The organism is Streptomyces sp. NBC_01788 (assembly GCF_035917575.1).
GTDB lineage: Bacteria > Actinomycetota > Actinomycetes > Streptomycetales > Streptomycetaceae > Streptomyces.
In genome coordinates this window covers 113,826-132,411 of sequence record NZ_CP109090.1, presented here as the reverse complement: position 1 = coordinate 132,411, position 18,586 = coordinate 113,826, and the positions used below count along the sequence as shown (strand labels likewise).

At 68.9% G+C, this 18,586-nt stretch carries 18 protein-coding genes and 6 pseudogenes; 8 read left to right on the top strand and 16 right to left on the bottom strand.

Going from position 1 to position 18,586, the window contains the following annotated elements; genetic code table 11:
- Positions 1-27: 27 nt before the first annotated feature.
- A pseudogene (locus OIE49_RS00620) lies at positions 28-243 on the bottom strand (IS701 family transposase); the annotation flags it as partial.
- 482 nt (positions 244-725) lie between these two features.
- Between OIE49_RS00620 and OIE49_RS36990 the strand changes: the two are divergent.
- From OIE49_RS36990 to OIE49_RS00605, 3 genes are all read left to right on the top strand, one after another.
- Positions 726-1,115, top strand: coding sequence for a hypothetical protein (locus tag OIE49_RS36990; RefSeq protein ID WP_401847739.1), 390 nt, complete (start codon positions 726-728; stop codon positions 1,113-1,115).
- A 766-nt stretch (positions 1,116-1,881) separates the two neighbouring features.
- Entirely contained in the window at positions 1,882-2,337 is a 456-nt protein-coding gene (locus tag OIE49_RS00610; RefSeq protein ID WP_326800563.1) for a hypothetical protein, read from the top strand.
- Positions 2,338-2,465: 128 nt separating this feature from the next.
- Positions 2,466-2,882: an SsgA family sporulation/cell division regulator gene (locus OIE49_RS00605; protein WP_326800562.1), complete on the top strand. Its 417-nt coding sequence runs from the start codon at positions 2,466-2,468 to the stop codon at positions 2,880-2,882.
- A gap of 384 nt (positions 2,883-3,266) precedes the next feature.
- On the opposite strand, the gene OIE49_RS00600 is transcribed toward OIE49_RS00605, so the two are convergent.
- The 7 genes and pseudogenes from OIE49_RS00600 to OIE49_RS00570 all read right to left on the bottom strand — a co-directional run bounded on the left by OIE49_RS00600 (position 3,267) and on the right by OIE49_RS00570 (position 9,833).
- A complete protein-coding gene (locus tag OIE49_RS00600; RefSeq protein ID WP_326800561.1) occupies positions 3,267-3,476 on the bottom strand; it encodes a hypothetical protein in 210 nt (69 codons plus the stop codon).
- 733 nt (positions 3,477-4,209) lie between these two features.
- Positions 4,210-4,983, bottom strand: a complete 774-nt coding sequence (locus tag OIE49_RS36985; RefSeq protein ID WP_442812340.1) for a Mu transposase domain-containing protein — start codon at positions 4,981-4,983, stop codon at positions 4,210-4,212.
- 60 nt (positions 4,984-5,043) lie between these two features.
- A pseudogene (locus tag OIE49_RS00590) lies at positions 5,044-5,346 on the bottom strand (transposase); the annotation flags it as partial.
- 7 nt (positions 5,347-5,353) lie between these two features.
- Complete coding sequence (locus tag OIE49_RS00585) at positions 5,354-6,442, bottom strand: IS110 family transposase (protein ID WP_442812339.1); 1,089 nt, start codon at positions 6,440-6,442, stop codon at positions 5,354-5,356.
- A gap of 114 nt (positions 6,443-6,556) precedes the next feature.
- Positions 6,557-8,188 (bottom strand): IS4 family transposase, encoded by a 1,632-nt coding sequence (locus OIE49_RS00580; RefSeq protein WP_442812338.1) that lies wholly within the window; start codon positions 8,186-8,188, stop codon positions 6,557-6,559.
- A 250-nt stretch (positions 8,189-8,438) separates the two neighbouring features.
- Positions 8,439-9,296: an IS630 family transposase gene (locus OIE49_RS00575; protein ID WP_442812184.1), complete on the bottom strand. Its 858-nt coding sequence runs from the start codon at positions 9,294-9,296 to the stop codon at positions 8,439-8,441.
- 18 nt (positions 9,297-9,314) lie between these two features.
- Positions 9,315-9,833 (bottom strand): terminase gpP N-terminus-related DNA-binding protein, encoded by a 519-nt coding sequence (locus tag OIE49_RS00570; protein ID WP_326800558.1) that lies wholly within the window; start codon positions 9,831-9,833, stop codon positions 9,315-9,317.
- 501 nt (positions 9,834-10,334) lie between these two features.
- Between OIE49_RS00570 and OIE49_RS00565 the strand changes: the two genes are divergently transcribed.
- Complete coding sequence (locus OIE49_RS00565) at positions 10,335-11,318, top strand: serine protease (protein ID WP_326800557.1); 984 nt, start codon at positions 10,335-10,337, stop codon at positions 11,316-11,318.
- 27 nt (positions 11,319-11,345) lie between these two features.
- Here the strand turns inward: OIE49_RS00565 and OIE49_RS00560 are convergent.
- A pseudogene (locus OIE49_RS00560) lies at positions 11,346-11,612 on the bottom strand (ISAzo13-like element transposase-related protein); the annotation flags it as partial.
- Between the two features lie 62 nt (positions 11,613-11,674).
- On the opposite strand from OIE49_RS00560, the gene OIE49_RS00555 reads away from it, so the two are divergent.
- From OIE49_RS00555 to OIE49_RS00540, 4 genes and pseudogenes are all read left to right on the top strand, one after another.
- A complete protein-coding gene (locus tag OIE49_RS00555; RefSeq protein ID WP_326800556.1) occupies positions 11,675-13,042 on the top strand; it encodes a sensor histidine kinase in 1,368 nt (455 codons plus the stop codon).
- 239 nt (positions 13,043-13,281) lie between these two features.
- A complete protein-coding gene (locus OIE49_RS00550; RefSeq protein ID WP_326806097.1) occupies positions 13,282-13,941 on the top strand; it encodes a response regulator transcription factor in 660 nt (219 codons plus the stop codon).
- Positions 13,942-14,014: 73 nt separating this feature from the next.
- Positions 14,015-14,152 carry a hypothetical protein gene (locus OIE49_RS00545; protein WP_326800555.1) on the top strand — a complete coding sequence of 46 codons (138 nt, stop codon included), beginning with the start codon at positions 14,015-14,017 and terminating at the stop codon, positions 14,150-14,152.
- 142 nt (positions 14,153-14,294) lie between these two features.
- Positions 14,295-14,510, top strand: a pseudogene (locus OIE49_RS00540) (IS5/IS1182 family transposase); the annotation flags it as partial.
- Here the strand turns inward: OIE49_RS00540 and OIE49_RS00535 are convergent.
- From OIE49_RS00535 to OIE49_RS00510, 7 genes and pseudogenes are all read right to left on the bottom strand, one after another.
- The gene (locus OIE49_RS00535; RefSeq protein ID WP_281157467.1) at positions 14,436-14,642 is read right to left on the bottom strand and encodes a hypothetical protein; all 207 of its coding nucleotides are present in this window, start codon (positions 14,640-14,642) and stop codon (positions 14,436-14,438) included. The pseudogene OIE49_RS00540 and the gene OIE49_RS00535 overlap by 75 nt on opposite strands.
- A 98-nt stretch (positions 14,643-14,740) precedes the next feature.
- Positions 14,741-14,941, bottom strand: a complete 201-nt coding sequence (locus OIE49_RS00530) for a hypothetical protein (RefSeq protein ID WP_326800554.1) — start codon at positions 14,939-14,941, stop codon at positions 14,741-14,743.
- A gap of 214 nt (positions 14,942-15,155) precedes the next feature.
- Positions 15,156-15,431 (bottom strand): annotated as a pseudogene (locus OIE49_RS36980) (DUF4260 family protein); the annotation flags it as partial.
- A gap of 36 nt (positions 15,432-15,467) precedes the next feature.
- A complete protein-coding gene (locus tag OIE49_RS00525; protein WP_326800553.1) occupies positions 15,468-17,213 on the bottom strand; it encodes an IS1182 family transposase in 1,746 nt (581 codons plus the stop codon).
- A 235-nt stretch (positions 17,214-17,448) separates the two neighbouring features.
- Positions 17,449-17,691, bottom strand: coding sequence for a hypothetical protein (locus OIE49_RS00520; RefSeq protein WP_326800552.1), 243 nt, complete (start codon positions 17,689-17,691; stop codon positions 17,449-17,451).
- A gap of 272 nt (positions 17,692-17,963) precedes the next feature.
- Positions 17,964-18,035: pseudogene (locus OIE49_RS00515) on the bottom strand (YnfA family protein); the annotation flags it as partial.
- A 16-nt stretch (positions 18,036-18,051) separates the two neighbouring features.
- On the bottom strand, positions 18,052-18,585 hold the full coding sequence (locus OIE49_RS00510) for a TetR/AcrR family transcriptional regulator (protein WP_326806096.1): 534 nt from the start codon (positions 18,583-18,585) through the stop codon (positions 18,052-18,054).
- Between the last annotated feature and the right edge of the window lies 1 nt (position 18,586).

The following is an 18,586-nucleotide window of genomic DNA, read 5'->3' as shown; positions in this document are numbered from 1 at the left end:
GCGACACAGCCGCAGGTAGTGACAGTGGCGGGCGTCGTCGGCGTCCCAGGCCGCCCCGTTCAGCAACCGCTGGAGGCCGTCGGGGGTGCGATGCCCGGCGAACTCGGCCAGCTGCCAGCCGTTCTTGCGGCCGACAGGGGCGAGCAGGCCCCGCACACAGTCCCGCATCCGGCGCCGTAGGTCGGCACGGCCAAACCGGTGGCCGATGCAGAGGAAGAGATCGCCGAGTTCTCGTTCCCAGATTGCGTCCGCATGTTCGTCGATCACGCCGAGAGGCTGTCCATATCAGCGCCCAGCCATCTTCCCGGTCCACTCCTTGGAGGGGCGGTCCGGCAAGACCGCCCCTGACGCACCACCAGCCAACTACACTCCGGACGACGCCTCTGACCAGGCCAGGTAGCGAAACGCTGCTGGAGTACTTGCGGGAGGGATGGCGTTCGGGCTGCTGCCGGCTGTGCAGTTCTACCTGCAAGAGGGTCGGCCCTATGCACTGGTCGCAACTGGGGCCTGGATCAGGGAAAGGACGCGATGAGGCCGATCTGCGGCACCGCCAGCAGCGGCAACCCGACGGCTGCTGCCGACAGGTGTCATGGATCCCGCCGCTGTCCTGGCACATGTTGATCGGTCCTGCGGTTCTGCTGGCGATCGGTGGTGTCGGCCCCCCTACTGGATCGGCCCCGAGCAGGCCGACTGTGTCGCTGACAAAGCGGTCCTCGGCAAGCAGGGTGGACGACGTCCTGGCGATAGCGTCGGACGTCCGGCGGATGAGAACGGCCGGGAGTGCGGTGCTCTTCATCCCGTGGGCACGTCGGGACACCAAGTCCGTCTCGCCGAGCGCCATCGCCGGGCTGCGAGACATAGCTCTCGTAGAGAGCCCAGAGAAGTCCGGGACCCTGAAGGGTGTGGAGGCAAGTCCGGATCACATACGTGCTGCGATGCTTGCCCAGCAACGGATACTGCTGGTGACGGACGCAACGCAGGTGGCGAAACCGGTGACGGCTGAGCGGGACAAGATGAAGACCGCCGTGCTGAAGAAGTACTTCACGCCAGTGGCTGACGAGCAGGTCCGTGGTCGGCGGGTGACGGTGTATCAGCGGCTTGCGGCTCCTCATTGACCGGCGAGGCAAGACCACCTTCGAGCTCGTAACCGGTCGGGCTGTGCGGACCCGCCACTCGGGCGGCCTTCAGGTGCCCAATGATCCGCACAGAGTTCCAGCAGTCCGCACGCAGTCCGTAAGACACCCAGACGCCCCTTACGTAAGATCACAAAACCAGACTGGAGTTACTAATGGGCAGTGATGCGGAGCACTGCCAGGCCCACCCCGGCCCATCGAAGCCCTGAAAGAGACTGCGGGCCCCGCGTCGCTCTTTGCGGAGCCGTCGTGTGAACTCGGCGAAAGGCCCAGAAGTCTTCCTCATCCCTGGACATGGCCTCGAATGGGCCGGGCGCTTACAGCGCCTCGGTGGCTTCCTCCGGGGGTCTTCTCCGGCCCTTACGAAATCCTTCGCCAGGCAGCCACACTCCGGGCCACGGGCTTTCCCCAGTACGGAGGGGAAGAGGGCCATACCATCGGTTGACCTGTTTCCCGGATGGTCTGGCAGGCATCGAAACAACGATGCTGAATGCGTACGGGGATCCACCGAGCAAAAAGGAACTCTCTGCGTACAGCTTCAGGTCACTTAGAACGAAGTGACCCGCTGAAAAATCCCCTATCCCTGCGCCTCTCGCCCGCTCGGGCGGGAGCGCGACAGGCCGCCGACGCCGGGAACCGGCGCTCGACAGCGGGGTACGGGAGCCCACCCTTCGAAGGGATGCATGGCACCCATGCCGCCAAGCGGAGCCTCAATCCAGAGGTCCGGAGCACAGCAAGGAGAAGGATCATGAAGCACAACTTCGGGCGGCGGTTCGTCACCTCGGCAGCGGCACTCGCAGTCGCCGCGGGCGCCCTCCTGACAATGGGCGGCACCGCCTCGGCTGCGCCGGCAGAGGTAGCCGACCACACCGCGGTTGTGGCGTACCACTCCTCGGACCGGACCCAGTACGGCGACCACCACGACCATCGCGACACTCGTTGGAACGGCCACCACGACCGTGACGACACTCGCTGGGACGGCCACCACGACCGTCACGACACTCGCTGGGACGGCCACCACGACCGTCACGACACTCGCTGGGACGGCCACCGCAAGTGGGTGCGGATCGGCAGCGGCTGGTACTGCAACGACCACGGTCGGCAGTACCGCTACGACGGACACTGGTTCTACGTGAAGAACAACGGCGCATGGCACTCCGTGAGCAGCCACGACCGTGGCTTCGACCACCGCATCTTCAACTGACCGCCCAAGGTGGGCACCGGGCCGGCTTGTAGCGCGCCGGCCCGGCCCGCCCCTGGGCCTCCGCGCACCGCGGCCGTTGGGGCGGCAGTGCGCCGACCGGCCCAGGCTCTCGAGGAGCAATCCGAGCCATGCACTATCACGTAGACCAGACGTTGCACATGGAGCTGGTACTTCCGTCCGGCGACCGCCTCGCGGTGCCAACTCGTCTGCATTACGCCACCCAAGACCCGTTTGCCGCGATCATCGTCTTCCAGACCGGCACCGTCCATCAAGTCAGCTGGGCCTTGGCACGTGACACGCTGACAGAGGGCCTCAACCAGCCCACCGGGCAAGGCAATGTGCGCGTCTGGCCGGTCGGTTCCGGGCCCGATGCCGAGCTGAACCTTGCTCTGTCCTCTCCGCACGGGACCGCTTGGCTCACCGCTCCCCTCCCAGTGGTCGCGCAGTGGCTGGGGCGGACGTACCACTTGGTGCCGGCCGGCCAGGAAGTCTCCGGTCTGGATATGGACGCCGAATTGTCACGGCTCCTGGATGGGGCGGCCTGAGATGAACATGCAGCAACGCCGACGAAACGCACGCCTCAGGGCCTACGCCCGGCTCAAGCGGCGGCATCCGGAGCTGTTCACCACCGTGGGCCCCGCCCTTCCCAATGCCTCTCCGGGCGGAACCGAACGACGGGCCCGATCCCCACGAACTGATCCCAGGCCGCCCCCGGCCGGGACCGTTACTGATACCAGTAACACTCGCTGCTGCCGGTTACTGCCCCCGGTCATTCCAACTTCCGACGGCCGAGGACCGGCCCGCCCTCCCGTCGCGCAAGGGGGGCGTCGTGTCCGGGGCCGCCGTCCGGCGGCCCCGGACACGACGGCGCCCCGGCGGGAGCCGATTCGAGCGGCTCCTCGGGGTGCCTCGTCATATTCGGTCTGGGGTCAGCCCTCGTCGCCACCGCTCCCGGCGGCGTGCATCTTCCGTTCGTGGCGGCGCTCGCCGCCGGCCCTGGCTTCCCGGACCCCGTCGCAGGCAAGGCCGATGCCCTCGCGGCCCAGGTCGGCCGCCGACCTGATGGCCGAGGCGCCCGCGGCGGCGGTTGTGCCTACGGCGCCGGCTACGGCGGCGAGGGCGCCGAACTCGGCAGTCATGGCGCCGCCCGTGGCTCGCCCAGCGGGCTTGACGGGCCCGGCCTGGGCGGGTGTCCCGGCGTTGGCGGCAGCGACTGCGCGGGCGGCGGTCGAGTTGGCGGCGGCGCCGACGACGGCGAGAAAGCCCCTCGACCTTGGTCCCGTCGTGCCACTGCCAGCTGGTCAGGTCGGGGCCGACGACCAGGTCTACGGTGAGGTCGAAGGTGTCGAACCCATCGCCGGTCCGAGCGGTGGGGGTGCTCGAAGTTCACGTACCAGTTCCGCAGCCCGCCGATGGTGTAGAAGGCGTTGACGCTGAACCACGCCGTCGGCGGCTTCCACAGCAGCAGCTCGGTCTCCTGCCACACCACGGCCGCCAGCTCCCGCACGCCACTAGCCATCGCGTCGAACGCCTCGGTGCGCACCGCACGGTCGCCGTCCGCACGGGCCTTGACGTACAGGGCGGGCCAGCGGGTCTCGGCTCCCAGCGGGCAGGCAGCCACCAGGTCCTCGCTCGTGTCGGCGGACGACACGCATGCGTGCTCACTCCACACGCGGCCAGAGCGGTGCACGTCGCGTCGTACGACCGTCTGATCCCGTCTCGAAGCTGCGCACCCGTTCCTCCTTCGCCGCGGTCGGGCTGTTCGGCTCGCGGTGTCCAGCCCAGCGCTGACGGGACGGCTGGGCAAGCCCTCGAGGTGGGCCCGCAGCTGCGAGTAGCGGCGCGCTTCACTCATCTGCGTCGGTGATGTGCTCACTCGCCGGGTTCCTCCTCGGGTGTCGGAGCGGTCCGCAGCCGGTCGGCCACGGCGGCATAGGTGTCAAGGTTGATCACGACCCGCTCGGCCGGACTCCCGCCGACGGCCTGGCCCCGCAGCCGCTCGGCCTCAGCGAGCGCCTCGGGCGACAGCGGGCGGGGGGTCTTGGTCTTGCTCGGGGCCCGGTCACTGACCTGCGCGAGGACCGCCCGCTCCAGCGCAATCACATGACCCTCGTCGCGGACCGTCCGCCCGGCCCCGCGCGACGCGAGCCGGTGCCGGGCGACGGCGGCCTTCCCCGCCGTGGCGATGTGCGGGTAGTCCTCGCCGAGCCGCTGCCGGACGGTGACCCGTATCCCCGACATCCCGGGCGAGACCGAGTAGAGGTTGCCCTCGAAGGACACCAGGGCCTGCGGGCTGACGGTCCGCACGACGTCCAACTCGGCCGGGAACGGCAGCGTGGGCAGCTCAAGCAGCTGCTCGGCCGTGGCGAGGTCGGGAAGGTCACCTTGACGCCGTCGACGCTGCGGCGCCGCTCGTCCATCCGGACGGCGAGCTTGTCGACGCCAGACCGGGCCTGCGTGACGCTGAGACCGTCGGGGACCGTGCGCCACCAGCGTTGCACCGCCGAGTGGTTGGCCTTCTCCACCACGCCCTTGCGGTTTTTTTCCCCCGCGGCGGGCAGATCGCCACCTGGACGCCGTAGAACATCGCGACCCCGCGAACGTCGGGGTGGCCTGGCCGCTGGAGGGGTAACAGACGGTCGCCATCCGGTCGAACCGCCACCGTCTGGCGGTGCCGCCGAGCTTGCGCAGCACCTGGTCGAGGGCCTAGTGTCCTGCGCTTGAAATCCGTCGGCAGAAGTGGGCGAGGGATTCGAGGATCTCTTCGGCGGTCTTCGTCCAGATGAACGGCTTGGGGTCCTCGTTCCAGTTCTTGATCCAGCGGCGGATGTCGGCCTCGAGGACCTGGACGTTCTTGTGGGTGCCGCGGCGGATCATCTGGTCGGCCAGGAACCCGAACCACCGCTCGACCTGGTTGATCCACGAAGAGCCGGTCGGGGTGAAGTGCATGTGAAACCGGGAGTGTTTGGCCAGCCACGCCCTGATCGCGGGCGTCTTGTGGGTGCCGTAGATGCCCCTATGTTTCGTCAAGTGGCAGAGGAGGGGTTGGGGTGGCCATCTTCGGCTGGATGTGGCGGTAGATTTCGCGGGCGACGTAGCGTTTGAGGCAGCGGATGATCTCGCGCTTCGACATGCCTTGTTTGGTGCGTCGTTCCAGGTAGGAGCGGGTGCGGTCGTCCCAGCGTATGCGGGTCATGACGATGCGGTAGAGGGCAGCGTTGGCCTGCCGGTTCCCGCCGCGGTTGAGCCGTCGGCGCTGGGTCTTGCCGGAAGATTGTTCAACCGGGCTGAAGCCGCACAGAGCGGCGAATGACGCCTCGGTGGCGATCCGGTCGGGGTTGTCGCCGGCGGCGATGAGGAGGGCTGCGGCGCTGTCGGGTCCGACGCCGACGAGTTCCAGCAGCTGCGGGCGGTGTTCGCGGACGGCCTGGGTAACTCGGCGGGCGAGCTCCTTGACCTCGCAGGTCAGGTGCTGGATGCGGCGGGCCAGGAGGCGGAGGGTGAACACGGCTGCGTCGTCGCTGTCGGCAAGGCCGTCCGCGCACCGCGCGATCAGTGCCGGGTTCTTGAGGCCAGACATGGACTCGCGGAGTGCGGGATCGACGCCCAGGAGCACGGCTTTGAGCTGGTTCATCGCCTGGGTACGGGCCTTGATGGCCGATTCCTTGGCCAGTCTGAGGACGCGCAGGTCGGCGGCCGGGCCGTCACCGGTCTTGGGTGTGGTGGTGGCACGTCCGGACAGGACCGCGCGGGCAGCGGCGTCCGCGTCGACGGCGTCGGTCTTGCCCCGCTTGCGCCGGGTGGCACGATCAGGCTGGTTGACCTCGATGACCTGGATGTTCTCCTGCTGCAGGAACCGTGCCAGGGCCGATCCGTAGGATCCGGTGCACTCCACTCCGGCACGATGCAGGATGCCGAAGGAGCGTGCCCAGGCGAGGAGTTGGCGGTATCCGGCAGCGGTGGTCGGGAACTCCTGGTGAGCCAGCAGTGCGCCGAGCACGGTGATCACTGCGGCGACGTGCACGTCCTTGTGTGTATCGACCCCGAGGATCACGTCCTCCGCGGGCTGCGCTGCCTGCTGTGCGGGCAGGGTCGGCTGGGGCATGCTGGTGACGGTCACGCGGCTCCTTCATCGGCTGGGGCTGATGGCCGACGCCGGGCCGGGTGGGCGGTCAGAACTGTGATGGTGCCTTGTGGGGCAAGGCCCAAGGCCGGGAAGTTAGCCTGTTTGCGCTGGTGGCAAGGGCGTTGAGGTCCAGGCCGTGGCTGCGTAGAGGCCGGGACCGAGTTTGTGGATAATCCCGGTTTCGGCCCATCGGGACAGCTGCCGATACATGGTGTGCAGGGTGATGTCGCCGAAGTGGGCGGCGATCTCCGCGGGTCTCCATAGGCGGGTCGGGTCGTCCTGCAGCAGCGCGAGGACGCGGTGCCGTCGGCGTTGGGTCGGGACGGTGTGGCGGTCGTCGCGGGAGACCGTGGGCAAAGGCTGCTGTTCGGGGTCGGGTTCGAGGACGGTGACGGTGAGCTCGGTGATGGTGCGGCTGCGGTCGGGGCGGCCGTCGTCACGTCGCTCGCTGTAGCGGGAGATGGGTGACTTGACCTTGCGGATGCTCGCTCGGTGACGGCGGGGCGCAAGGAGTCGGGCCAGCACTCGCTGGCCGATCAACCCGAGGGAGCCGGGCTCGTCCGGGACGATCCCTGTGGCCTGGACGACCTGGTCGCGGGCGGTCTGGAGAGCCACGGTGAAACTGCAGCGGTCGGGGTCGGTGCCGGGGAGGGACTCGGCGGCCTCGACCATCACGGCCCGTAGGGCTTGGTAGAGCGTGAGCAGGGCCCACACCTCCTGTTCGAGACCGGCCCGATCGCCCGACCGAAAGTTCCGGCCGGCCAGGATCGTGTGGCGGAGCGCGTAGTACGCACTCTCGTGTTCCCAGCGCTCGTGATAGAGGCTGACGAGCGCCGCTGCGGGGTGCCGGCGCGCGTCTGTCAAGGTGGTGGCCAACCGGTAGGAGCCGGTGAACACGGTGCCGTCGGCGCAGGTCACCGTGATCTCGGCGTCGATGATCCGGACCTTGACGGTGCCAATCACCGACAGGTAGGAGCCGTCGTCCAGGCGGGCCAGGACCGGGGTGCGCCGGTTGCTGCGGAGTCGGCCCAGGACCTTCGCGCCGGTCGCGCTCACCTGGGCGAGGAAGGCGTTGGCGTCGAAGCCCTTGTCCCACAGCACCAGCATGTCCGGCCCCAGCAGGTGCAGCAGCCGACGGGCATAGGCGGTCTCACCCTCGTCGGTGGGACCGAAGACCGCGCCGATCAGGGACCTGGTCCCGGTCTCGACCAGCGGCATCAGCTCCAGCGTGGGATAGCCGTGATGGGCCGTTCGCCCGAGCCAGGCCCGGTTGCGGGGCGAATCGGGTACCCGTAGCGAGCTGCAGCCGTCGAAGGACACCGTCCGGTAAGCGCCGAAGCGCACCCCCGGTGTCGTCGGGCGAGCCAGCGGACCTGCAAGCACCTCGAACAGTGACCGCACCGGCGCGGCCCCAAGCCGACGCCGCAGATCCCGCAGGGCCTTCGCGCTCGGCTGGGCCACCGGCATCCCGGCCAGGCCGCCGGTGAGCTTGTCCCAGACCAGCCGGTAGCCAACCTCGGGGAACAGGCACATCGCGAGCAGGAAGTACATCCCGACCCGCGACGGAAGATCACGCAGCCGCCGCTGCACCGTCCGCGTCTGTGCCAGAACCGCGTCCACCAGCTCGAACGAAACCACAGCGGTCAGTTCTCCCAAGTGGCCTGGTGCGAACCGTCCCGCGGCCACGGTCACCGTACGGGTGATGGCCGTCAGCGCGGACGGCAGGGCAAAATGAACTCGCGACGGAGCTCCTCACGTACAAGCTGTCTTGGTCGACTGCCTGTATCAACGAGCTCCGTTGTGCTTTCGCCTCGAACCTTCAACGGCCTTGCGTGACCTGCGAAAACGCTAACTTCCCGGCCTTGGGGCAAGGCCCCTATCGGGACACGCCCGCCGGTCCGGCGGCAGCAAGCACCGCCGGGGGCCGGAGCCGACAGATCTACTCCAAGGCAGCTGAGGCCAGTTGTCGCACGGGTCAGGCTCTGGCCCCCGGCGACGCCCCACGAGTCTCACAGTTGTCGCAGATCAGGTGGATCTGCAGGTGTGCGGGCACCTTTTTGTCGATCCGGATCAGGAACTTCTTGAACTCCGCCGCCGGGTGCCGGCGGTGCAGGGAGCTGATGACTTCACCGGTGGCGACGTCGAACGCGGCGAACAGCGTGGTCAGCCCGTTGCGGACGTAGTCGTGGGTGCGCCGCTCGGGCATGCCCGGCATCATCGGCAGCGCAGGCTGGGAGCGGTCCAGGGCCTGGATCTGGGACTTCTCGTCCACCGAGAGGACCACCGCGCCCTCGGGCGGGTTGAAGTACAGCCCGACGACGTCGTAGACCTTCTCCACGAAGAACGGGTCCGTGGACAGCTTGAAGGTGTCCGTCAGGTGCGGCTTGAGCTGGAACTTCCGCCAGATCCGGCCGACGGTGGACTTCGACAGACCGCTGTGCTCGGCCATCGACTTCCTCGACCAGTGCGTGGCGTTCTTCGGGATCTCCTCCAGCGTGGCGATCACGACCGCCTCCACCTGATCCACACTGATGGTGGGCGGCCGGCCCGGCCGGGGCTCATCTGCCAGGCCGTCCAGCCGCTCAGCGAGGAACCGCCGCCGCCACTTGCGCACCGTGTCCGCAGAGATCCGCAGGTTGCGGGCCACCTCGACGATGGGCGGGACATCAGGTCCAGCACACGCCAGCACGATCCGCGCCCGTAACGCCAGCGCCTGAGCGGAACTCGCCCGCCTCGTCCAATGCTCCAGCACAGCACGCTCGTCATCGCCCAGCAGCAGTGGTTCCAGCTTCGGACCACGACGCGGCACCGGCACCCCGGCAGAAGAACTCATACAAGATCTAACGACGGACTACCGGCGCAGGACACTAGACCATGTGCGGGAAGTCCTCCGGCTCCGCCAGCACCGCCCGCCAGCGGCCGAATGCGCGAGCGCCCTGACCAGCAGGTGCGCGTGTCCGCCGATGCCCCAGCCCGCGGGTGGATTGGGCAGCTCGACCCAGTCGAACTGGACCTCCTCGCCCGGCGGGTGATCGATCACCGCGCGATCCCGGCCCTGCGACGCATGGCAGGGCTCGCAGTACGGTCGGACCTCGTAGCGGCGAAGCGCCCCGGTGAACGTCGAATAGGCGCCGCGGTAGCCGAGTTGGACCACCTCGTCGAACAGGGTGGATGCCCACAAGTGCGGTTCGTCCGCCAGGCGTTGACGGCAGTAGTCCAAGAAGGGAACGAACATATCTGGAGCCTGGCGGCGCTGCCGCGGGGCGCGCTCGCCGTTCAGGTAGGCACGGATCGTCTTACGGTCGCGTCCCAGGTGTCTGGCGATCGCGGAGATCGTCCAGCCCTGGCGACGCAGCGCGTGCGCGTCCACGTCTTCCTCCCTCGTGAGCACCCAGCCTCCCGAAGAGGCCCGACCCGTTGCCCACGCAGGCTTGCCGTCGCACCCACCACACCGAGATCGCACGAAGGGTGGGGAAATCAACTCAGCAGGTTTGCCCCACTCCTCAGCACCGGGTCGGGATTTTCAAATAGCGCCATCAACGCGTAGCACGTACGTCTGCGTCTTGGCTCTCAGATCGGTGGCTTCCTCCGGGGGTCTTCTCCGGCCGCCCTTGCGAGGTATTTCCGCGTGTTGCGGCGACGGCGGGAGTTCGTGATCGTCGCGGTCGTGGCCGCGGTGACCGCCGTCGCCGTCACGCCGGGCAGCCACACTCCGGGCCTCGGGTTTTCCCCAGTACGGAGGGGAAGAGAGCCATACCATCGGTTGACCTGTTTCCCGGATGGTCTGGCAGGCGTCGAAAAAACGAGGCTGAATGCGCACGGATCCACCGAGCAAATGCGTACGGATCCACCGAGCAAAAAGGAACTCTTTGTGTACAGCTTCAAGCCACTGCGCCGCCGTACCGCCCGCACCGCTGCCGTCGGCGTTCTCGCAGCTGCGGCCTGCGCCACTGTCATGGCCGGCAGCGCCTCAGCCATCGTCAACGGATCGGACTCCACCGAGCACTACCCGTTCATGGCGACCGTCCCCGAGTCGGCCCCCACGCTCGGCCTGAACGACGGGACCTGCGGGGCGTCGCTGATCGATAAGCAGTGGGTACTGACGGCGGCCCACTGCGTGAAGGGTGACGGCCTGGAGCTGGACGGCATCGTGCGCGTCGGCAGCGACCACCGCAAGTCCGGCGGCACTGTCCGAAAGATCGACCGGATCTTCGTCCACCCCGGCTATGTGAACGGCGAGGGCAAGGCCGCCAACAACAACGACCTCGCGCTGATACGCCTGGACCGCCCGGTCGCCCAGCAGCCCATCAAGATTGCCGAGCATGTAGGGGGACCCGGCACGCCGACCCGGCTCCTGGGCTTCGGCACCACCGTCGACACCGAGCTCAAGTTCCCGGACCGGCTGCAGGAGCTGAACACCCGCAGGGGCGCTGTGTCCGAGTGCGCGCCGGGCTACGCGGGCAAGACCCGGCTGTGCACCATCACCACCGTGCCCAAGGCCATGGCGTGCTTCGGGGACTCCGGCGGGCCGCAGGTCCAGAAGGGCCGGAACGGCCGCTGGGAGCTGATCGGCGTCACCTCCGGGCCCGGTGCCCCGAAGGTGCCGTGCTCGGAGGGTCCTGGCCTCTACACCAACGCGCGCGCCTACGCGGGCTGGATCAACAAGACCATGAAGACCAACCACGCCCCGAAGAACCACCACGCCCCGAAGACTGCGGCCATGGGCTCCCACCTCGCCGAGACCGGTACGAACGACAACACCGCCGCAATCGCCGGTATGGCCGCCACGCTGGTCGTCGCCGGTGCCGGCACCGCCGTCGCAGTACGCCGCCGCAAGACCCGCCGCGCCGCCTAAGCTAAGCGAAACCGCCGCTGCCCATCACCAGCGGCGGATCGACTCGACGGCGAACACGGAGGTGTCGTGATCGGTGCCGACGTTCACCCAGCCGCTGTCGTGGGCCAGATCGTAGATGCCGAAGGGTATCGCCACGTCGACGTCGGGGCCGATGAAGTAGAAGCTGTGGTCCTCCACCCGCACCGGATCGCTGTCGCCGGCGGGGCGCCATTGCCGCCCGGGGTTCGGCAGCTGCCCCAGCTGTTCCTTCTTCTTGGCATCGATGCTGATCACCGGCTGACCGCCGGACTGGTGCACGCTGGAAGTACGGCGGGACAGCCGTAGAAGACACGGAACGAGGGAACGGGACGACGCCGATGGCCACCCAGTACCGATCGCAGCACGCACCGGGGTACGGGCCCTACAGCGCGGGCGGGTTCCACGACGGTGACACCCGCCGGAAACGGCACCTGCTGCCGGCCGGGCTGCGGGCGCCGTTCGAGGCGCGCAGCTGGCGCGAGTTCGGGTACGTGCTGCTGAACCTGCCGATCGGCATCATGCTGTTCACCTACGCGGTGACGATGGTGTCGCTGGGCGCGGGCCTGCTGGTGACGTTCCTGGGTGTCCCGGTGCTGGCGGCGACGCTCGCCGGCTGCCGCCTGTTCGGTGTGCTGGAGCGGGCGCGGGCGCGCCGGCTGCTCGGCCTGGAGGTGGCCGAGCCGCAGCCGCTGCGGGCGGCGAAGCCGGGCGTCCTGGCCTGGACGGGAGCCCTGCTGAAGAGCGGCGGCTCCTGGCGGGCCCTGCTCTACGCGATCCTGCACTTTCCGTGGGCGGTGTTCTCCTTCACGGTGTCGCTGGTCTTCTGGACGCTGGGCTGGAGCCTGCTGACGTATCCGCTGTGGTTCTGGGTGTTCCCGATGTGGGCCGGTCAGGGCGGGCTCCAGCTCTACGGCGACGGCCGGCACGGCATCTATCTGGACAACCCGTTCGAGATCACGGTGACCGCGCTGGTGGGGCTGCTGTTCACGCTGGCCACGCCGTGGATCGTGCGGGCGCTGACGATGGTGGACCGGGTGCTGGTGCACGGGCTGCTGGGGCCGTCGCGGCTGTCGGCGCGCGTGGTCGAGCTGGAGTCGGACCGTGGGGTCGTGGTGGACACGGCCGCCGCGGACCTGCGGCGCATCGAGCGGGACCTGCACGACGGGGCGCAGGCCCGGCTGGTGGCGCTGGCGATGGACCTGGGGCTGGCCAAGGAGAAGCTGACGGAGGATCCGCAGGCGGCGGCGCGGATGGTGGACGAGGCGCACGGCGAGGTGAAGACCGCGTTGCAGGAGCTGCGGGACCTGGCGCGGGGCATCCACCCGGCCGTGCTCACCGACCGGGGCCTGGACGCGGCCCTGTCGGCGGTGGCCTCGCGCTGCACGGTGCCGGTGCGGGTGGAGGTCGATCTGGACGAGCGGCCGGCGGCGGCCATCGAGGGCATCGCGTACTTCACGGTCTCCGAGCTGCTCCAGAACGTGAGCAAGCACAGCGGGGCGCGGTCCGCCTCGGTGGACGTCTGGCGGGCGGAGGACCGGCTGATGCTCCAGGTCGAGGACGACGGGGTCGGGAACGCGGACGTGTCCAAGGGGTCCGGCCTCGCCGGACTGGCCGAGCGGCTGGACGCGGTGGACGGGATCCTCGTCGTGGACTCGCCGTCCGGGGGCCCCACCCGGGTGACGGCGGAGCTGCCCTGGCGGCGCTGAGCCACGGCCCGAAGTCCGCTGTTTCCCCGGCGTCGCCGAGCTGCCGCTCCCGAAGTCCCCTGATGGCGGCCTGCCGGCCGCGGCCACACCGGTCGCGGCGGCAGGCCGAAACATGTAGTCGCTTCCCTGCACTTCCCCTGGCCCGGGCGCGGCACGGTCCGAATACTGGAATGCTGGACCATGTCGCACGGAAAGCCGTGGTGCGAGGCGGTGGGGGGCCGAGGATCGTGGAGGACAAGGTGCGAGTGGTCATCGCCGAGGATTCAGTACTGCTCAGGGAGGGCCTGACCCGGCTGCTGACCGACCGCGGACACGAGGTCGTGGCGGGTGTCGGGGACGCCCAGGCGCTGATCAAGACCATCACGGAGCTGCACGACCAGCAGGCGCTGCCGGACGTCGTCGTGGCGGACGTGCGCATGCCGCCGACGCACACCGACGAGGGCGTCCGGGCCGCGGTGCAGCTGCGCAAGGCGCACCCGTCGCTGGGCGTGCTCGTGCTCTCGCAGTACGTGGAGGAGCGGTACGCCACCGAACTGCTGGCAGGCTCCAGCGGCGGGGTCGGCTATCTGCTCAAGGACCGCGTGGCCGAGGTGCGCGAGTTCGTGGACGCGGTGGTGCGGGTGGCCGAGGGCGGAACGGTCCTGGACCCGGAGGTCGTCGCCCAGTTGCTCGGCCGCAGCCGCAAGCAGGACGTGCTGGCCGGGCTCACCCCCCGGGAGCGGGAGGTGCTGGGGCTGATGGCCGAGGGACGGACGAACTCGGCAATCGCCCGGCAGCTCGTGGTGAGCGACGGCGCGGTCGAGAAGCACATCAGCAACATCTTCCTCAAGCTCGGACTGTCCCAAAGTGATGAGGATCATCGGCGTGTTCTGGCCGTGCTCACCTATCTGAACTCGTGATCGTCCGACACTGTCTCGGAGCCTGCGAGCCGTCTCACCAGGGCTCAGCAGCCACAGCGAGGGCAACCTCTTCGTGGCCGGCTGCAAGACCAACCAAGGCCGGTTCTATCCCCTGTTCGATCACCTCGTGCTGCTGAGCGCGCCGGCCGAGGTGCTGCTGGCTCGGATCGCAGCCCGGACCAACAACCCCTACGGCAAGCGAAGAACGTGACGCCGTTCTCCACCACCTGACCACCGTTGAACCGCTGCTGCGTGCCACCGCGACCGTCGAGATCGACGCCACCGCACCCATCGAACGCGTCGTTCAACAGCTGGAAGAACTCGCCGAGCACTGACCCCGGGACAGCCACAACGCCAACGTCCATGACAGCCAGGCCCTGATCCCGCTCGTGAAGGGGATACCGCCGGTCCGCTCCCGGCGAGGCCCCCGGCGGCGCAAGCCTGGCAAACTCCACGCCGACAAGGACTACGACTACAACCACCTGCGGCGATGGTTATCCCAGTGGGGCATCCGGCGCCGCATCGCCCGCAAGGGCGTGCTCACCGACGGCCGCGCGCACCTGCTCCGACTTGCCCGCGTCCCGCACGGTGGTACGCACCAGATAGCCGCGACCGAGCAGGCCCGCCATCACCCAGCCGGCCAGATACCCCGTGCCACCGGTGACCAGGACCCTCTCGTCACCGCGAGCCTGTGTGCACAAGGAGTTCTTCGTTCTCGACGAGATCGACACCTGCCGCTCCCCCCGAGCTGGACATTGTCAGCACGCCGCTCACGGTTGTGCCGGGGGCAGAGGCCGGGTCAGCCGTCGCCATTGAGCATGGCAGCGGTCAGTACCTTGCCGGCGACTCCCCAGCCACCGTCGAGGACCTCTTCGATGACCACGAGGACTGTGACCATCGCGCCGTGGCCGCTGTGCGTCAGGCGCTGGCCGCCGCCGTCGGCCCGCCGATCGGCGGGCTGCTCGGAAGCGGCCCACGACAGTACCGACAGGATGTTCACGATCGCTCCCCCGCCGTTCGATGCGAGCAGACCAGACCAGCCGGATGAATGGGTCAACGGTTATTGATGGGCAGCCGTCTATCGCGATGGACGCAGCGGAAGGTGACGGAGGCTCCAGAGCGCTAAATGTCGCTTCAGGGCAGCTTCGGGAGCACAGGGCCTGCCCGGCCAGCGTCGGGGAAGCGCGTACGGCCTCGTTCATTGCGCCGGCCGGTCAGTGGTCACCATGCACGCCCAGGTGCGTGATGCCGAAGCTGTGGTCGTACTTGAGGCCGTACTTCATGAGGCGGTCGAGACCGAGGTGGAACAGGCCGACGGCTCCGGCGACGGTGAGCGCGCTGGTGTGCCATCCGGCTCCTGCGACGAGCAGTGCCAGCGGCAGCGGCGCGGTGTGCGCGAGGTTGTAAGTCCAGGCGCCTATCCGTGGGCCGACGAGGTACGCGAGCCAGGACAGGTCGGGGACAAGGAACAGAGCCGGGATCAGCCACCAGGGCTGCCCGGTGACTCTGCTGCGTAATTCGGTTACTCAGGCTGCGAGTTGGTGGCTGAGGCGGGTGAGTCTGCTGGTCCGAGGGCTGAGCGCCGTGTGGCCGGGGTTCCAGTGGGCGTCGAGTCGGATGACGTTGAGGGCAGTGGCGGAGAAGGCGTGCTGGAGGCGGACCTTGGGCAGTCCGCGGTAGCGGGCCCGGCGGAGGCCGGTGACGTCGAGGGCCTGGTTGATGGTGCCCTCGATCCCAGCGCGGAGTGTGTACTTGTCCTTCCAGGTCTTCGTGATCTGCTCAGTTCGCGCTCTGGCCAGGGTCTCGTGGAGTTCTTGCGGCCGGAGGCTGAGGATGCGGGTGCCACGCGCGGAGGTGGTGCACTCGTCCTGGACGGGGCATGCGTGGCAGTCGGTGGGGGCGAACTGGACGACGATGGCGTCGCGGCCGTGCTGCCGGACGGGGAACCAGCCGGTGCTGGTGCGGCCCTGCGGGCAGCGGGCCTGGCGGGCCTTCCAATCGATACGGAAGGCGCTCTTCTGGAAGCCGGCGTCGGCCTTGGCCTGCGGTGAGTGGTCGAGGAGGGCCGGGGTGACCATGGTGATGCCGCGGCCGGCGGCGTCGTGGATCAGGTCGGCGGACGGGTAGCCGGCGTCGAGGTAGTGCTCGCCCGGCGTGAGGTCGCGGTCGGCGAGGTTTTGCTGGACGGGCCCGGTGGCCTTGACGTCTGGGACGCTTGCCTCAGTGGTGTAGACGTCCGTGATCAGCCGCAACGGCAGCACTTCGGCTTCGGCTTCGGCTTCGGCTTCGGCTTCGGCTTCGGCTTCGGCTTCGGCTTCGGTGGGAGTGTCGCAGGTTTCGGTGAGGTGGACCTTGTAGCCGAGCCAGAACAGATCGTCGCCCTTGGCCGCCCACCGCGCATCAGGGTCGTAGGGAGAGGCCAGGCGGAGATGGCCTGGCGGGACGCCCTCCTTGTCGGCTTCCCGCTTCACGATCACCTCCCGTCCCCGCGCGTCAGTGGATACGTAGTAGGTCTGCACGAGCATCCTGCGCAGGAACGCGACCGGCTCGATCTCCCGCAGCCATCCTGGCGCCCCGGGTGCCCAGACCGCCCGGCAGAGCGCCAGCGCGTCCTGCCCGAACACCACGGCCAGCCGGTCCCGCTTCGACTTCGACGACGGCATCGTCCACCCGTTGACGCGTTCCTCGTAGCGGTGCGCGAGCTCGGGAACGTCCACCGCGTCGGCCAGCCAGCCCGGAGCCGCGACCGCAAGCGCCTCCAAGGCTGCCCGTACGCTCTCACCCGCGAGTTCGGTTCGGTTCAGGTCATGGACCGCGCTGATCACATGGGTGGAGTCGGTGCGCTGCTTGCCACCGGCCCCGACCAGGCCCTGCTCGCGGCAGACGTCCACGAGCCGGTCGAACACCACCCGCTCCATGCCGTGCTCCACGAGCCGGGTCCTGAAGCGGGACAGCACGGTCGCGTCGAAACCGGTATCGGTCAGTTCCGCGCCGATCGCGTACTTCCAGTCGATCGCGCGGACTGCCATCGCAGCGGCCTGCCGGTCGGTCAGGTTCTCCGCGAACTGCAGCACCGTGACCAGCGATAACACCGCCGGCGGCAGGCCCGGCGCTCCACGGCGTCCGAACGCCCCGGTGAACGGCTCGTCCGCGAACACCTCGCCCAGCCGATCCCGCGCCCGCATCGCCAGTGTCCCGTGAGGGAACGCCGCCCGAGCGACAGCCACGGTCTGTGCCGGGATCTCTGGCAGCCCCTTCGGCTGCAACGACATCTGCTCCACCCCCTGCGGCCCACGACGCGACCAGGGCCACAGAAGCGATCATGCCGCACCCGCGACGCTCACTCAGTCGAATTACGCAGCAGAGTCCCCGGTGGTGGCAAAGACGACGAGAGCGGCTCCGGCGACGGCCAGACCCTCGATTCGCAGCCAGCTCATTGGTCGGCCGGTGACCACGCCTGGCGTTCCGACGGTCGCCTCTGGCTGTGTCAGGGCTGAGATCTTCGCGTCAGCGGGTGGTTTCGGGGTGTTCGCGGGTGAGTGGGCGGCGGTCATGCCGGTCCTCCGGGGGTGTGGAGTCATCGGGGTCGGCTTGCAGGCCAGTGATCAGGGTGTCGACGAGGAAGTGGTAGCTGCGGGTGACCTCGCGGGACAGTCCGAAGCCGTCGGCGGCCTCGAGGATGGCGAAGCCGTCAAGCGCCGGTTCGCACCATCCGAGCGGCGTCGACCTGCGCGAACTTCGCGCTGGCACCGTCCCTCACCAACTCGACGCCACGAGGCTGTGACCCGACGTGCCCATCCGACCCGATAACCGCAGTCGTTGCCCAGGCAACTGAGCCAGAGATCTCCAAGGGCAGCAGGAAACGCGCCAGTTGGCCGTGCGAGAGTGAGGGCGAGTGCGGACGTGGCAGTCACACCGGCCGGTGCCCCAACCGGCACGGGCAGCCCGCGTGCGGCACTGGCTCGCGCGTCATCCTGACCACCGCGCAAGTTGCGAAATGCTCCCGCGTCCGCAGGGTCAGTGCCCCGTAGCGAGTACATGATCACGGCCATGCCGACGAGGCAGACCAAGGCGCCGATGATGTCGAAGCGGTCGACGGCGGCGGTGTTCTCAAAGAGCGCGCAGGCCCCGGTCGGCGAAGGCGATCAGCCACTCGAAGCTCTCGTCGATGTCGGCGCTCCACTGGAAGCCTCCTGCTGACTGCAACGTGGCGAAGCCGTGGCAGAGGCTGCGGAGCGTGCGCAGGGCGTGGTCCACGTCAGGCTCTGCGATCTCGTAGCCGCGCAGGACTGCCATGAACGCGCCGAGCAGCCGCTGACCTGCGGTGGCCAGCGGATCGTCCGGGCCGGACGGTTCCGCGCCGATCGTCGCCCCGTACCGGCCGGGGTGCTCCAGGACGAAGGCGCGGAAGGCGCGCGCCGCGGCCGCCAGGGCGTCGCGGCCCGCGTACCCCTGGACCGCACCGCCCACGGCGTCGGCGGCCTCGTTCAATGCCAGGACCGCGATGCGCCGGTTGAGGTCTTCCTGGTTGCCCACATGCTTGTACAGGGACGGGGTGCGCACGCCCACCCGCTCGGCCAGCAAGCCCATCGTCAGGTTGGCGAAGCCAACCTCGTCGGCGAGGGCGGCACCGGCCGCGACCACG

Coding starts and splice junctions, on each gene's coding strand:
- OIE49_RS00575 (WP_442812184.1), bottom strand. CDS start 9,296: ATGAGTTCTTCTGCCGGGGTGCCGGTGCCGCGTCGTGGTCCGAAGCTG.
- OIE49_RS00585 (WP_442812339.1), bottom strand. CDS start 6,442: ATGCCCCAGCCGACCCTGCCCGCACAGCAGGCAGCGCAGCCCGCGGAG.
- OIE49_RS00600 (WP_326800561.1), bottom strand. CDS start 3,476: ATGACTGCCGAGTTCGGCGCCCTCGCCGCCGTAGCCGGCGCCGTAGGC.
- OIE49_RS36985 (WP_442812340.1), bottom strand. CDS start 4,983: ATGGCGACCGTCTGTTACCCCTCCAGCGGCCAGGCCACCCCGACGTTC.
- OIE49_RS00555 (WP_326800556.1), top strand. CDS start 11,675: ATGGCCACCCAGTACCGATCGCAGCACGCACCGGGGTACGGGCCCTAC.
- OIE49_RS00605 (WP_326800562.1), top strand. CDS start 2,466: ATGCACTATCACGTAGACCAGACGTTGCACATGGAGCTGGTACTTCCG.
- OIE49_RS00610 (WP_326800563.1), top strand. CDS start 1,882: ATGAAGCACAACTTCGGGCGGCGGTTCGTCACCTCGGCAGCGGCACTC.
- OIE49_RS00525 (WP_326800553.1), bottom strand. CDS start 17,213: ATGTCGTTGCAGCCGAAGGGGCTGCCAGAGATCCCGGCACAGACCGTG.